Raw genomic sequence first — 14,961 nt, forward strand, 5'->3', positions numbered from 1 at the left:
CGTCCACGAAAGTACTTGGCGCAAATTCCCACCCCAGCCGTGAGCGCCGTCGCCAATATACTGGAGATCACTCCGATACTCAGAGCATTCACCCGGGCCACACTCTCTGTGAGTCGATACGGACACACTGCTCTAACTAACCACTACGCGTTCCAGCTTTCTGTAACCGGTCGAACGAGAGGCGCGATGCATCAATGTGGAATTGCTCCAGATGACAACATCGCCCGATTTCCAGTGATGAGCGTACGCATTATGCCCCCCGGTGACCACTTCGGTTTGGGAGCGTACATAACGCAGCACGGATTCACTGGCGTCAAAGTCGCCATCGAGGCGAGCACTATCCGCACACAGCTGACTCAAGTACAGACCGCATTTTCCAGAAAATGGATCCTCTCGGATCAATGGATGCCATGAATCCGGAAATCGAGACACTGCAGCTGCGCGATCACTGGCCGAGTAGGAGTCCCTTTGAAGGTTCCGATGATAGAAAGAGTAGGAATGTCGCACCTGAACCTTTAGCGCGTACTCAAGTTCTTTTCTATCGAGAGCATTGTATGCCGACCGCGTGCTGACGAACTCAGTTGCCCCGCCTTCCTTCGCAACGAAACGAGAGCACAGGAGCGTAGCTGTTGGAGGATCGGCCAGAAAGGACCTATCTGAGTGCCAGTACGAACTAGAAGGCTTACGGGTGTCACCATTCCCGTCAGATTCAACGCGCTCGATGATCTGGATAGTATCGTGCGCTACATGTGCCGTATCGATCGGCAAGGTGGGGGAAGGTGTGCCAAAGACCTCGGCTAGACCGAGGAATTGTGGCGAAGAGAATTCTACGCAGTCTCGAATTACAACGATCTGCTGCTCACCCAGAAGTCGACGGAGTTCAATTCTGTACTCGGGATCGTGTATCCTCTTTGCGGAAAAGTTGGTAATCACGGCAGGTTCAAGCTTGTAGTCACTGGTATCACCTGACATGAACTCTCCTTCCGTGCCGTCCACTTGAGGAAAATACCCAATCACGAACTTCGGTTGCGCCAGAAATGATTCCACCTCTGTCGAATCGATCAGCCGTTCCCGCACATCAAACTTCCAACGTACGGGCAGACAACGCAGCCTGACACGCAGTCACTACAGCTCGGAGCTGTGATGATCTCCACGGCACCATTGGCCCCCGTCAAACCCCACATAGACGGTACTAGCTGAAATACCAGGATGTTAGTGATCGGGCGAGATCGATCAACCTCACGTGAGGTCAGCCGTCATCCAGGGGCAGCTGTCGCCGATGTGGCGCTCCGCTGAGTGTCCAGCTGCGCTTCAACATTGGCGTCCTTCGGCGGACGCCCAGAGAGAGCCAAGGACAGTCATCCCAGGTCAGTGCCGTCGGCGCCGGCTCGGTCAGCCCCATGATCAGTACACCGATATGTGGACGTGATCGTAGTGGTTGAGGGTGATCGAGCCGCGGTCCTCCATGAGTTTCCAGCCCTGTTGGGGGAGGCGGCTGGACCAGATGTGCTGTTCGTAGATGACGTACCAGATGCCGTACTGCGCGGCGTGCCGGCGGACCCAGGCGACGATCTGCTCGCCGAGGGCGTCGGCGTGGCCGGTGGCGCGTTTGCCGGCGGGGGTGAGCATGAAGTCGCAGGCGCGGCCGAGGGGGTGTTCGCCGCCGCCGGGTATGCCGCCTTCCTTGCGGTAGCAGCCGGGGGCGCCCTGGAGGTGGAACTCCTTGACGACCGCGTCCCGGACCGCCCTCATGCGAGGGGTTATGTGGTCGGGGCCCTCCGGTTGCTGCTTGTCCCAACTCGCGGCCCGGACTTGTGCCTTGAGCGTCGGCCAGGCGGCAGCGGCCAGCACGAGGCCGGCGAGCAGCATGATCAGTACGACGCGGCGCCCGCGTCCCCGTCCCTTGGTCTTCTCCATCAGGACGGGAACGCGGGGGAGTCGGGATCAGTGCCCGGTCAGCTCGCGCGGTAGGCGGTCCACTGGTTCTGCATACGGGTCACCTGGCCGGAGGTGAACTGGTACATGCAGGAGTCGTACGTGTAGTCCATGAAGTTGTGGATCGGGTCGACGCCGGTGGTGGTGCAGGTGTCCCGGCCGGTGGGGCACTGGTACGCGGCGCTCTGCTCGGCGGGGGTGTCGGAGACCGAGTCGCCGGTGCCGCTGCAGCCGCCCTGGAAGGTGTGGTAGAGGCCGAGCCAGTGGCCGATTTCGTGGGTGGCGGTGTCGCCCTCGTTGTAGTTGGTGGTGGAGCCGCCGGGGATGGAGGTGTCGAGGATGACGACGCCGTCGTAGGTCTTGTTGGACGCGTACGAGCTCGGGAAGGTGGCCCAGCCCAGGAGGCTGTTCTGGAGGTTGGCGGAGTAGATGTTGAGGGCTCCGGCGCCGCCCTTGCGAAGGGTGGACTTCATGGTCTTCTCGGCGGACGAGCCGTCGGTGAGGTTGTACCAGGTGGAGTTGTTGGTGTAGTCGGTGCCGGCGAGGCTGAACTGGAAGCCGGAGCTGACGTTGCCGGTGCCGGAACCGCCGTAGGCGGCGTTGAGGACGGAGATCTGGCCGGCTATCTGGCTTGCGGTCAGGCTGCCGGTGGTGCCGCTGGTGATGACGTGCCAGTAGACCGGGATGGTCGTGGTGGCGGCGGCCGACAGGGTGGTCTTCTTGCCGTCGGCCTTGAGCGCCGTGAGCTTCTGCTTCAGGTCGGCGTTCATCCGCGTGACCTGGGCGGCGGTGAGGGCGTTGGGCTCCTTCGCGGTGGAGCCCTTCATCTTGCGGGCGGCGGCGTCGCTGTTGTCGGCACACTGTTGGGCGCCGGTTCTGGCGTGGTCGGCGGCGCTGCTCACGGTGGCGGTGGCGCCGGACATCGGGAGCAGGGCGAACGTTCCGGCCATGGCGGCGAGACCGAGGAGTCGGGAACGGGAGCGGGCGGCGCGGGGGGACATGGGCACTCCTGTGGGGGATCGGAGCGAGAGGAACTTCCTCCTCGCCGTCCGGAGGTTATGTGTCCATGTCAGGTCGAGTGCAGATCCGAACCGGCCCATTGGTAAAGGCAGGGTAATCCCTAGGTATGCAATAGCCCTGATACGCGGGACGGGCGATTTGCCGGATTTCGTACGTGGCAAACCTTTGTGTGCCCGTCCCGCGAGATCCCGGGTTAACGCGGTGAGCGGCCGGAAATCGACGGTGTGACCGTCAACTGACGGGCGAGTAGACCCGCTCGACCTTCTGTGTGCCGGTCCTCGTGCGGTAGGAGCGCTTCCAGGTGGCGGTGGCGGCGCGGTCGGTGCGGTCGGAGAGGACGTAGTAGTCCATCTGTGCGCGGGCGTCGGTGATGTCGAGGACTCCGTAGCCGTGGGAGTCGGTATCGAGCCACTTGACATGGCGGTTGGAGGCCTGGATGGCGGCCGCGGCGACGACGGAGACGGTGCCCGGCTCGACCTTGAGGATGTCGTCGAGGTTGTCGGAGGTCACCGACGTGACCACGAACTCCGCGGCGGCGGAGGCGGACAGCGGATACGTGGCCGCCTTGACCGGCACGTCGTTGGCCCAGGCCATGTGGATGTCGCCGGTCAGGAAGACCGTGTTGAGGATGCCGTTGCCGTGGAGGTGGGCCAGCAGCTCGCGGCGGTCGTCGGTGTAGCCGTCCCACTGGTCGGTGTTGATGGCCAGGCCGTCCCTGGGCAGGCTCAGCAACTCGTCCAGCGGCTCCAGGAGGTACGCGGGCAGGGAGCCGAAGGCGACCGGGGAGATCATCACCGAGTTGCCGATCAGCCGCCAGGTGGTCTGCGCGGCCGACGCCGTCAGGCCGGACTTGAGCCAGTCGAGCTGGGCCCGGCCGGTGATCGTACGGTCCGGGTCGTCGACGCCGCCGCTGCCGGCCGTGGCCTGCTGGGAGCGGAAGGAACGCAGGTCGAGCAGGGAGAGGTCGGCGAGTTTGCCGAAGCGCAGCCGGCGGTAGGTGGTGCCGGCGATGGAGGGGCGGACCGGCATCCACTCGAAGTAGGCCTGCTTGGCGGCGGCCTGGCGGGCGGTCCAGGTGCCCTCGGTGCCTTCGGTGTGGTTCTGGGCGCCGCCCGACCAGGCGTCGTTGGCGAACTCGTGGTCGTCCCAGATCGCGATCACCGGAGCCTTGGCGTGCAGGGCCTGAAGGTCGGGGTCGGTCTTGTAACGGCCGTGCCGGGTGCGGTAGTCGGCGAGGGTGATGATCTCGTTGGCCGGCGCGTGCGGGCGGACGACGGTGCCCCGGGCGGCGTACTCGCCGGTCTTGTACTCGTAGATGTAGTCGCCGAGGTGCAGCCAGGCGTCCAGGTCGCCGCGCGCGGCCAGGTGGCGGTACGAGGAGAAATATCCGGCTTCCCAGTTTGCGCAGGACACGACGCCGAAGCGCAGCCCGCTGACGGCGTCGTCGGCGGCGGGGGCCGTACGGGTGTGGGCGGCGGGGGAGTCGACGCCGCCGCTGGTGAAGCGGAACCAGTAGTCGGTGGCGGGCTTCAGGCCGCGGATGTCGGCCTTGACGGTGTGGTCGGCGGCCGCCGTGGCGGTGGTGGAGCCGGTGACGACCATGGAGTTGAAGGCCCGGTCCGCCGCGACCGTCCAGCTCACCTCGGTGTCCGCGCCCAGGCCCGAGCCCGGGACGGCCTCCGGGGTCGGCGTCACCCGGGTCCACAGCAGGATCCCGTCGGGCAGCGGGTCGCCGGACGCCACGCCGTGCAGGAAGGCGGGCGCGGCGCCGGTCTGGGCATGGGCGGCGGTGGCCGCCAGGGGTATCAGTGCGGCCCCGGCAGCGGCGGCCTTCACAACTGCGCGGCGGCTGGGGGCAGATGAGGATGCTGAGGTCTGTGAGGGTGCAGAGGTCTCGGTCACAGGCGCACAGGTTACGCACCAGTAACCCCTGTGCGAAGGACATTCCGCAGTGTTCGACGGAACTTCGCCGGCCGGTCCCCGGGGCGATGCCAGGGACCGGCCGGACGCGTCACGGTGCCTTTACTAGCCGATCTGCTTCTTGACCGCTGCCTCGAACTCGGCGGCCGTCATGGACTGCGGGTTCGCGATGGCGGTGCCGTCCAGCTTCACCGTCGGGGTGCCGGTGATGCCGTCGGTGGTGAACTGCTTGTCCATCGTCAGCGCCCACTTGTCGTAGGTGCCGTCCTTCACGGCCTTCTGGAAGGCCGTGTTGTTCTTGAGGGCAGGAACCTGCTGCGCGTACTTGATCAGGTTGGTGTCGCTGCCGAAGGCGTCCGTGGTCTCCTCCGGGTGGACGGACTTGGAGTACAGCACCTTGTGGTACTGCACGAAGGCGTCCGTGCTCACGTTCAGCGCCGCGCCCAGCGCGCTCAGCGCGTTCTTCGAGCCGGTGCCCTTGAGGTTGCCGTCCAGGAAGGCGCCCATGGTGTACGAGATCTTGTACGTGCCGTTCTTGGCAAGCGCCTGAACCGTGTCGCCAGAGGTCTGCTCGAACTGTGCGCACACCGGGCAGCGCAGGTCCTCGTACACCTTGAGGGTGTGCTTGGCGCTCGCCGAGCCGACGACGATGGACGTGCCGTTCGTGCCCGAGGAGTGCGCGGGCTTCACCAGTGTCTTGCTCGCGGCGGCCTCCCAGTAACTGGGCTTGTTCATCTTCACCACCGCGACCGCCACGCCGGCGAGTATCGCCAGCGTCGCGACCACGCCACTGGCGACGAGTATCTGGCGGCGCAGCTTGTCGCGCTTCGCCTGCCGCTCACGCTCGGCGCGCAGTCGCTCGCGGGCGGCGGTCTTGGCGGCGAGGCTGTTTCTCTTGCTCATGATCCTTCGTTCTCCGTCTGTGTACGTACGCGTGTGGGGGGCCGTGCTCAGGTCGCTCGCTCAGGAAGCGGCCGGGCAGGGCGGTCCACGTCGTACGACGGAGTGCAGCAGTAGCGGCAGCGGCAGCGCCGGCGCGGCGGCCACGCCCCGCCCTGCCCGGGCTGCCGGAAGGTGCCCGGGGACCGCAGAACCGCCCAGCGCCGCCGCCATGGCGACCGCCAGGGGCCCGAACGCCGTACGCAGCACCCGGTGCAGGGCCGCCTCGCCGCGCCGCAGCCACCAGGAGGCGGCCAGGCCGACCATGAGGTGGACGGCGAGCAGCAGCCAGGGTGAGGCCGAGTCGGCGGTGCCGGTGCCGGCGGTGTGCGCCAGGGTGCCGCCGACGGCGCCGCCGTCGCAGGTCAGGGCGCGCCAGGAGCCGGTGACGGGGCCACCGCCGGGGCCGTAACAGGTGTGCTGGCCGGCGGTGAAGGCGGTGTCGGCGGCCAGTTCCAGCGGGACCAGGAGGGCGGCGATCGCCCAGTAGCCGCGCTCGCGGCCGCCGAGCGCGTAGGCGGCCGCGAAGACCACCGCGTACACCCCCGCAACGGCCGTCAGCGGCAGCGGCACGCTGGAGAGCAGCACGTGGGAGGTGACGGACAGCGTGACGCACAGCGCGGCGAACAGTGCCGCGCGCAGTGCCCTCAGCTGTGGGTCGGTCCCCTCCATGGCGGAGAGTCTCGCACGAACGGTTGTATGAGTTGCCTAAAGGTCGGCTAACAGCACGCTGAAAGGCCGGGAGCCTGATAGCGAGTCCACAGACGCGTCAGAGCATCCGCACAGCGCGGCAGGCGATGATTCCCGATAACGCCGGTAACGCACCGAGTCAGAAGGGGAGATCGCCATGCGCAGGACAACCATCACGCGCGGTCTCGGAATCATCGCCGGGGTCCTGGCCACCGTCGTCGTCGGCCCGTCCGTCGCCGTGGCCGCCGCCCTGGACGAGGCCAACAAGGCGCCCGTACACGCCTCGGCGCACCCGGTTGTGGCCAGGGACGAGCGGAGGTAAGGCTCAGGCCTGGGGCGGCGGTGGCGCCGGGGTGTCCCAGTGCGGGGCGGGCTGCGCGTCACGGGGGCCGAAGGTCGAGATGAGGCCGAGGTGGACCAGCGTGGCCGCGATGGGCCAGATCAGCAGGGCACCCTTGGCACGCAGCTCCAGCGGGGCGTCGAAGACCTTCTTGGCGCCGACCGCCTTGGCATGCGCCACCAGGTCCTGCGTCGGCCCCAGCCAGACCCCGAGGCGCCACCCCAGCAGCGAACCGAGCACGGCCCCGACCGCCAGACCGAGCACGATGCCCACCCCGCCGCGCCGGCAGCGCCAGAAGGCGATGGCCCCGGTGACCACGCCCATCCCCAGGGCGATCACCACGAAGGTGCTGTCGCCGCCGGCCGCCTGCTCGCCCTCGGAGTCCTTGAGGTAGACGGCCTTGCCGTCGGAGACCAGCGGAATGCGGGGCGCCAGCCACAACCACAGCAGCCCCAGCACCACCCCGGACACCGCGACGAGCAGAGCCGTCAGTGCACCGCGCCTGAGCTCCTGGCCGAGGGCCATGCGCTCCTCCTCCGGCACGCCGGCCTCGTCATGGGGTCCTTCGGCCGACGGGTACGGCGGCGGCGTGGACGGCTGGTCATACGGCTGGTCATGCGGCGTCAGCGGTGCGGTCACGTTGCCATCGTGCCAGGTGCGGCTGTGACGCGCGTCATCGGTGGTCACCGGCAGGCGGCCCGGCGGTACGCCCACGTGGCCACGGCCAGCGACACCGCGCCCACCGCCGCGCACACCGACAGGTCGCCGCACAGCGCGAGCCAGTCCGGATGCGCGTCGAAAGCGCGGGCCAGCGCCTCGACGCCGTACGTCGACGGCAGCAGATCCCGTACGTAGCCGATCGGACCCGGCAGGTTCGCGGCCGGCAGCACACCCAGCAGCAGCGCCGCCGACATGCCCAACTGGCCGAACAGCGTGGCCAGTTCCTGGCGCGGCGCCAGCAGCCCCAGAGCCGCGCCGAGGCCCGACAGGGCGGCACCGGCCAGCGGGACGACCGCCGCCAGCACCCACAGGTTCGCGAACGGCAGCTGGAACAGCGCGCACCCCATGACCGCCGTCGCCACCGTGCCGGGCACGGTGAAGGACGCGTACGCGCCCGCCGCGCCCAGCACCACGGCGGCGGGCGGCACCGGCAGCGTCGCGTAGTGGTCCAGGCCGCCGGAGGCACGGAGCTGCCCGAAGTACTGCGCCAGCAGATTCAGCGCCACGAAAGCCACGACCAGCACGGTCGACCCGGCGACCACGGAACGGGCGGCGGGGCCCTGCGAGCCGCCGTCCACCACGCCGCGCATCAGCACCATGATCCCGACGGACTGGAAGGTCGCCACGAACAGCAGCGGGATCCGCGCCACCTTCGCCCGGGACAGCTGCGCCCGGTACACCGCGCCCAGCGCGGGCAGCAGCCGGGCACGCGGCGCGAGCGGGGCGGCCGCTTCGGCCGGCCCGACCGCATGGGGCTCGGCCGCGCGGCCCGGTGCGGCCTGCGCGACCGCGTTCATTTCCGCTCCTGCGGAGGCGACACTCATGCTGCGCCGCTCCTCCTCTGCGCCGGGTACACCCTCACGCCTTCACCAGTCCCTTCTGGCGGCCGCCGAGGGCCAAGTACACATCCTCCAGGCTCGGCGTGGCCAGCGTGAAATCGTCCAGCGCCGCGAAGGCCGGTCCGCCGGTCACCTCGGCCACCACCGCGCGGGCCCGCTCCTGCGGCAGCCGCAGAGTCCAGCGCCGGCCGGCGATGGTGGCGCTCGCGCGCAGCGCCGCGATCTCCGGCACCTGCAGTGGCGGCTCGTCCCGCCACACGAGGTCCAGCCGGACCTCGTCCGCGACCAGCGCCTTCAGCCCGGCCGGGGTGTCGCACGCGATCACCTTGCCGCCGTCCATCACCGCGACGCGGTCCAGCACGGTCTCCGCCTCGATCACGTTGTGCGTCACGAGCAGCACCGTCGCCCCGTGCTCCGCCCGGCGCCGGTCCACCGCCGCCCACACCGCGCGCCGCGCCACCGGGTCCATGCCGGTCGTCGGCTCGTCCAGCACCAGCACCGGCCGCTCGCCCACCAGTGTCGCCGCGAAGCAGGCCAGCCTGCGCTGGCCGCCCGACAGCCGCTTGATGGGGCGCCCGACGATCTCCGTCAGGCCCAGCTCCTCCAGTACGGCGTCCCGCTCGGCCCGCGCCGTCCGGGTGTCCAGCCCCCGCAGCCGGCCCGTCGTCTCCGCCGCGAGTCCTACCGTCAGCTCGTCCAGGGCGGTCGACTCCTGGCCCAGGTAGCCCAGCAGCCGCGCCGCGCGCTCCGGGTGCCGTACGAGGTCGTGGCCGAGCATCGCGATCGCCCCGGCGTCCGGGCGCAACAGCCCCGTCAACTGCCGTACGAGCGTCGACTTGCCGGCGCCGTTCGGCCCCAGCAGCCCGAAGATCTCCCCGCGCCGCACGTCCAGGTCGATCCCGTCGCTGGCTCGCACGGCCGCCGTGCCCTTGCCGCCGCTGCCTCTGCCTCGGCGTCCGCGCAGGGCCGGGTAGCTCTTCACCAGCCCGCGTACACGGATCACTGCCGTGTCGCGCGCGGCGGCTGCCTGGTCCGTGCCCGTACTCACGAGACCTGAGAGTACGCGCTCTGCGGCCGACGCCGTTTCCCGGGTTGTGGGTAGGCCGTCCGCCTGGCTCACGGGCCAGGCCCGTACGGGGTCGGCCCGTTGCCGGGTGCAGGCCGGTTGGGCCAGCCCGCTCCGCCTCAGGCGGACGGCCTACCCCCAACCTGGTGGGGGTGGAGCGCTACTCCGCGGCGGGGGTGGGTTGGCGGTCGGCTACGGAGCGGGCGTCGATCTCGCGCCAGAAGCCGGCGCGGATGGCGTAGCGGTCGTGCTCGTCGATCTGGTCGTCCTTGTGGGCGAGGAGGCCGAAGCGGGCGGCGTAGCGGAGGAGTTCGCCGTCGATGCGGTGGGGGACGCGGGGGTATTCGACGGAGAGCTGCTGGATGTTGGCGGGGTCGGCGAGGCGGGCGATCCAGCGGCGGGCAAAGACCTGGCCGACCTCGAAGGGGTCGCCGGAGACGGTGGTGATGTCCTCTTCGCGGTCGGCCCAGCGCTGTTCGGCGGTGGTGAGCTGGGCGAGGGTCGGCAGGGTGCTCTCGGCGGTGTCGGCGGCGCCGACCATGCCCTTGTCGGAGGACCAGCGGAGCGTGGCACTGGGGGCGGGGTGCGGCGCCGGGTGGGCGGGGGCGCGCAGGCCCGCGAGGTCCTTGGGGGTGGGGACGAGCTTGCCCGGGGCGGCCGGGGGGTGGGTGTCGGCGGTGGCGGCGGAGCCGTTCTTGCCGGCGGCGGCCTGCTCGTCCGGCACGGGCTGCGGCTTCGGCGCGGACTCGGGCAGCGGCGCGGAGAGGATCGCCGCGATCTCGGGCCGGGGGCTGAGCGGTGCGCAGACGCCGGCGACCTCGCGCACCCGGATGGCCCGGGTGATCCACTCGCGGTCGAGGACGCGCCGTTCGTCCGCCTCGGCGACCAGGTCCTCGGACTGGTTGTAGTCGCCGTCGGCGGCCTGGACGGCCCACAGGTGCACCGCGACGCCGTGTTCCTTGGCGGACATCATGCCGGGCAGCAGATCGCCGTCACCGGTCACCAGGACGACGTCCGAGCAGGCACGATTGCGGGCCAGCTCGGACAGCTCGGCATGCATGGCCGCGTCGACGCCTTTCTGCGCCCAGCGACCGTCCGTACGGGTGAGCGCGCCCAGCCGGACCGTGACGCGCGGCATGACCCGCAACCGTCGGTGCTCGGGCTGCGGTACGCGGTCGGGGGCGCCGTCGAACCAGTAGATCCGCAGCAGCGGCTGGCCGGTCTCCAGCTCGGCGCGCTCGCGCAGACCGGCGACGACGGCGGCGTGATCGACGGTGATCCGGGACCGGGAGGAGTCTCCGGCGAGGAGGCTCGCGGCGGCACCCAGCAGGTAGCCGGCATCCACCAGGACGACGCAGCGGTCCATCGGTCTCACCCTCTTCTCCGGTGTCCTGACGTCCCCCCGGTATGGATATTCCTCCGAGTCTGCCCGAACCCGGGGAGGTTATGAGCCGGAACTCGATCACCGGCGTGGCGATCCAGCCCTCTACGGCCCTTTGTGGCCCTACGATCGTCACACTCTGCAACTGCCCGAAATGCGACCTTCGTACTCCCATGGAAACGTGAGTGGTGCCCGACGTCCAAGGTTTCCTACAAGGAGGAACGATCGTGGGCAAGAACAAGAACCGGGGAGAACGCACCGGACAGCGTCACGACCGCCATGCCACGGCCACGATGCCCGATGACGACATGGCCAAGACTTCCGCCGCTTCGGAGCAGACGATGCCCGTTCCCGGCTCCGAGCAGCACGTATCGCACAAGCGCGGAAAGAAGTTCGGCCACAACTGAGGCCGGTGAGGCGTAGAGCACGCACTGAGGGGCACACCCGTCACGGGCGTGCCCCTCAGTCACGTCAGGCACATAAATCACTTCACGTCACATTGCGCCCGCAGCTCAGCCCGCCTGTTGCTGCTGGGCCGCCACGCCGAGGCAGGCCGGGCCGAGCAGCGCCTTGAGGTCGCCGAAGAGGGCGGGGTCGGCGGTGACCCGGTGCCGGTCGAGGCGTAGGACGGTGGTCTTGCGGGCGCCCTGGAGCTTGACGCGGACCTCGGTGTTGCCCTTGTGGCTGGCGAGGACTTCGCCGAGCCGGGCGACCAGTGGCGGGGTGACCTTGACCGTGGGGATGGAGATGGTCACCGGGGCGTTGGTGCCGGCGTCGGTCAGGTCGGGGACCATCAGCTCCATCGCCACCAGCCGGGGGATGTCCTCACGCTTGTCGAGGCGGCCCTTGACGAAGACCACCGCGTCCTCGACCAGTTGCGTCGAGACCAGCTGGTACGTCGCCGGGAAGAACATGCAGTCGATCGAGCCGGCCAGGTCCTCGACGGTGGCGATCGCCCACGCGTTGCCCTGCTTGGTCATCTTGCGCTGCAGGCCGGAGATGATGCCGCCGATGGTGACGATCGAGCCGTCGGAGTAGTCACCGCCGTTGAGGGCGGCGATCGCGGCGTCCGTCTTGTCGTTGAGGATGTGCTCGATGCCGAAGAGCGGGTGGTCGGAGACGTACAGGCCGAGCATCTCCCGCTCCTGGGCGAGCAGATAGCCCTTGTCCCACTCGTCCTCGCCGATCGGGGTGTCGAGGCCGAAGGTGGTGCCCGAGTCCGCCGTGTCGCCGCCGAGGTCGCCGAAGAGGTCGAACTGCCCCTCGGCTTCCTTCCGCTTGACCGCGACCACGTTGTCGATCATCGACTCGAAGATCGCCGACAGGCCCTTGCGGGTGTGCTTGAGCTCGTCGAAGCCGCCCGCCTTGATCATCGATTCGACGGTCCGCTTGTTGCAGACCACCACCTCGACCTTGTCCAGGAAGTCCGGGAAGGAGGTGTACTTCCCCTTCGACTTCCGGCACCGCACGATCGAGTCCACGACATTCGTACCGACGTTTCGCACCGCGGTCAGACCGAAGACGATCGTGTCGTCACCGCGCGGCGTGAAGTTGGCGTCCGACTCGTTCACATCCGGCGGGAGCACCTTGATGCCCATGCGACGGCACTCGTTGAGATAGAGCGCCATCTTGTCCTTGTCATCCTTGACCGAGGTCAGGAGCCCGGCCATGTACTCCGCCGGATAGTTCGCCTTCAGATAGGCGGTCCAGTACGAGACCAGGCCGTACGCGGCCGAGTGGGCCTTGTTGAACGCGTACCCGGCGAAGGGGACCAGGACGTCCCACACGGCCTGGATGGCCGCGTCCGAGTAGCCGTTCTTCTTGCAGCCCTCCTGGAAGAAGACGAAGTTCTTGTCCAGCTCCTCCTTCTTCTTCTTGCCCATCACGCGGCGCAGGATGTCGGCCTCGCCGAGCGAGTACCCGGCGAGGATCTGCGCGGCCTTCTGCACCTGCTCCTGGTACACGATGAGGCCGTACGTGACGTCGAGGACGTCGCGGAGCGGTTCCTCCAGCTCCGGGTGGATCGGGGTGATCTCCTGCTGCTTGTTCTTGCGCAGCGCGTAGTTGATGTGCGAGTTCATGCCCATCGGGCCCGGCCGGTACAGGGCCGAGACGGCGGAGATGTCCTCGAAGTTGTCGGGCTTCATCATGCGCAGCAGGGAGCGCATGGGGCCGCCGTCGAACTGGAAGACGCCGAGGGTGTCGCCCCGGCCGAGCAGGGCGTACGTGTTCGGGTCGTCCAGGGGCAGGGAGAGCAGGTCGATGTCGATGCCCTTGTTGGCCTTGATCGACTTGACCGCGTCGTCCATGATCGTCAGGTTGCGCAGGCCCAGGAAGTCCATCTTCAGCAGGCCGAGCGACTCACAGCTCGGGTAGTCCCACTGCGTGACGACCGCGCCGTCGTTCTTGGGCGAGAAGATCGGCACGTGGTCGATCAGCGGCTCGCTGGACATGATCACGCCGGCCGCGTGCACACCCATCTGCCGCACCAGGCCCTCGATGCCGCGGGCGGCGTCGATGACCTTCTTCACGTCCGGCTCGTTCTCGTACATCGCCCGGACCTCGCCCGCCTCGCTGTAGCGGGGGTGGTCCTTGTCGGTGATGCCGGAGAGCGGGATGCCCTTGCCCAGGACGTCGGCGGGCATCGCCTTGGTGATCCGGTCGCCCACCGCGTACGGATAACCCAGCACGCGGGCCGAGTCCTTGATCGCGTTCTTGGCCTTGATGGTGCCGTAGGTGGCGATCTGGGCGACCTTGTCGGAGCCGTACTTCTCGGTGACGTACCGGATCACCTCGGCGCGCCGGCGTTCGTCGAAGTCGATGTCGACGTCGGGCATGGAGATGCGCTCGGGATTGAGGAAGCGCTCGAAGATCAGGCCGTGCGGGACCGGGTCGAGGTCGGTGATGCCCATCGCGTACGACACGATCGAACCGGCCGCGGAGCCTCGGCCGGGGCCGACCGCGATGCCGTTGTTCTTCGCCCACATGATGAAGTCGGCGACAACGAGGAAGTAGCCCGGGAAGCCCATCTGGACGATGGTGTCCATCTCGTAGTCGGCGAGCTTCTGCCGGTCCTCCGGGATGCCGCCGGGGAAGCGGCGGGCCATGCCGCGCGCGACCTCCGCACGGAACCAGCTGACCTCGGTGTAGCTCTCGGGCACCTCGAAGCGCGGCATGAGGTTGCGGGACTCGAACATGCCGGAGGTGTCGATCCGGTCGGCGATCAGCAGCTGGCTGTTGCGGCAGCCCTCCTGCCAGGCGTCGGAGGAGTCGATCGCGTACATCTCGGCGGCGGACTTGAGGTAGTAGCCGGAGCCGTCGAACTTGAAGCGGCCGGGGTCGGACATGTTCGAGCCGGTCTGGATGCACAGCAGGGTGTCGTGGGCCGCCGACTCGTGCGGGTACGTGTAGTGCGAGTCGTTGGTGACGACGAAGGGCGCGCCGAGCTTCTTGGAGACCTCCATCAGGCCGTCGCGGGCGCGGCGGTCGATGTCGATGTCGTGGTCCATGATCTCGACGAAGAAGTTCTCCTTGCCGAAGATGTCCTGGTACTCCCCGGCGGCCTTGATCGCCTCGTCCATCTGCCCCAGGCGGATCCGGGTGGACACCTCGCCCGAGGGGCAGCCGGTGGTGCCCATCAGGCCCTCGGCGCAGTCGGAGAGGATCTCCCGGTCCATCCGGGGCTTGCGGAAGTACCCCTCGAAGGAGGCCCGGGACTGGGCACGGAAGAGGTTGTGCAGCCCGACCTTGTTCCGCGCCCAGATCGTCATGTGGGTGTAGGCGCCGGCACCGGAGACGTCGTCGCCCTTCTGGTGCGGCGCGCCCCACTTCACGGGCTTGTTGTAGTGCCGCGACTCCGGCGCCAGGTAGGCCTCGATGCCCATGACCGGGGTGACTCCGGCGGCCTTGGCCTGATGGAAGAAGTCGTACGCCCCGTGGAGATTGCCGTGGTCGGTGATCGCCACGTGCGACATGCCCATCTCATTGCAGGCCTTGAACATGTCCTTCAACCGCGCGGCACCGTCCAGGAGCGAATACTGCGTGTGGACGTGCAAGTGCGTGAACGGCTGGTCTGTCACGGGGAGTGACACCTCCGGCGGGGGGTCGGTCC

The 14,961-nt window shown here is 68.4% G+C and carries 13 protein-coding genes; 2 read left to right on the plus strand and 11 right to left on the minus strand.

What is annotated here, in order from left to right; translation table 11 throughout:
* Positions 1-132 precede the first annotated feature (132 nt).
* The 6 genes from ACFXJ5_RS15030 to ACFXJ5_RS15055 form a co-directional block, all read right to left on the minus strand.
* A complete protein-coding gene (locus ACFXJ5_RS15030; protein ID WP_384630798.1) occupies positions 133-1,077 on the minus strand; it encodes a TauD/TfdA dioxygenase family protein in 945 nt (314 codons plus the stop codon).
* 327 nt (positions 1,078-1,404) lie between these two features.
* Positions 1,405-1,917: a hypothetical protein gene (locus ACFXJ5_RS15035; RefSeq protein WP_384630799.1), complete on the minus strand. Its 513-nt coding sequence runs from the start codon at positions 1,915-1,917 to the stop codon at positions 1,405-1,407.
* 38 nt (positions 1,918-1,955) lie between these two features.
* Positions 1,956-2,936, minus strand: a complete 981-nt coding sequence (locus ACFXJ5_RS15040) for a zinc metalloprotease (protein WP_384630800.1) — start codon at positions 2,934-2,936, stop codon at positions 1,956-1,958.
* A 250-nt stretch (positions 2,937-3,186) separates the two neighbouring features.
* Positions 3,187-4,857, minus strand: a complete 1,671-nt coding sequence (locus ACFXJ5_RS15045) for an alkaline phosphatase D family protein (protein WP_384630801.1) — start codon at positions 4,855-4,857, stop codon at positions 3,187-3,189.
* Positions 4,858-4,980: 123 nt separating this feature from the next.
* Positions 4,981-5,778 carry a thioredoxin domain-containing protein gene (locus ACFXJ5_RS15050; protein WP_384630802.1) on the minus strand — a complete coding sequence of 266 codons (798 nt, stop codon included), beginning with the start codon at positions 5,776-5,778 and terminating at the stop codon, positions 4,981-4,983.
* 60 nt (positions 5,779-5,838) lie between these two features.
* The gene (locus ACFXJ5_RS15055) at positions 5,839-6,486 is read right to left on the minus strand and encodes a hypothetical protein (protein ID WP_384630803.1); all 648 of its coding nucleotides are present in this window, start codon (positions 6,484-6,486) and stop codon (positions 5,839-5,841) included.
* Between the two features lie 175 nt (positions 6,487-6,661).
* On the opposite strand from ACFXJ5_RS15055, the gene ACFXJ5_RS15060 reads away from it, so the two are divergent.
* Positions 6,662-6,826 (plus strand): hypothetical protein, encoded by a 165-nt coding sequence (locus tag ACFXJ5_RS15060; RefSeq protein ID WP_384630804.1) that lies wholly within the window; start codon positions 6,662-6,664, stop codon positions 6,824-6,826.
* A gap of 3 nt (positions 6,827-6,829) precedes the next feature.
* Here ACFXJ5_RS15060 and ACFXJ5_RS15065 read toward each other — a convergent pair whose 3' ends face one another.
* From ACFXJ5_RS15065 to ACFXJ5_RS15080, 4 genes are all read right to left on the minus strand, one after another.
* Positions 6,830-7,483, minus strand: a complete 654-nt coding sequence (locus ACFXJ5_RS15065) for an ABC transporter permease (protein WP_384630805.1) — start codon at positions 7,481-7,483, stop codon at positions 6,830-6,832.
* Between the two features lie 44 nt (positions 7,484-7,527).
* Positions 7,528-8,361 (minus strand): ABC transporter permease, encoded by an 834-nt coding sequence (locus ACFXJ5_RS15070; protein WP_384630917.1) that lies wholly within the window; start codon positions 8,359-8,361, stop codon positions 7,528-7,530.
* Positions 8,362-8,422: 61 nt separating this feature from the next.
* Positions 8,423-9,451, minus strand: coding sequence for an ABC transporter ATP-binding protein (locus ACFXJ5_RS15075; RefSeq protein WP_384630806.1), 1,029 nt, complete (start codon positions 9,449-9,451; stop codon positions 8,423-8,425).
* Positions 9,452-9,629: 178 nt separating this feature from the next.
* A complete protein-coding gene (locus tag ACFXJ5_RS15080; protein ID WP_384630807.1) occupies positions 9,630-10,835 on the minus strand; it encodes an NYN domain-containing protein in 1,206 nt (401 codons plus the stop codon).
* A gap of 242 nt (positions 10,836-11,077) precedes the next feature.
* Here ACFXJ5_RS15080 and ACFXJ5_RS15085 point away from each other — a divergent pair, with 242 nt between their 5' ends.
* Entirely contained in the window at positions 11,078-11,257 is a 180-nt protein-coding gene (locus tag ACFXJ5_RS15085) for a hypothetical protein (RefSeq protein WP_384630808.1), read from the plus strand.
* A gap of 105 nt (positions 11,258-11,362) precedes the next feature.
* On the opposite strand, the gene dnaE is transcribed toward ACFXJ5_RS15085, so the two are convergent.
* Complete coding sequence (gene dnaE / locus ACFXJ5_RS15090; protein WP_384630809.1) at positions 11,363-14,929, minus strand: DNA polymerase III subunit alpha; 3,567 nt, start codon at positions 14,927-14,929, stop codon at positions 11,363-11,365.
* Positions 14,930-14,961 lie beyond the last annotated feature (32 nt).

Source organism: Streptomyces sp. NPDC059373 (assembly GCF_042751495.1).
Classification (GTDB): Bacteria; Actinomycetota; Actinomycetes; order Streptomycetales; family Streptomycetaceae; genus Actinacidiphila.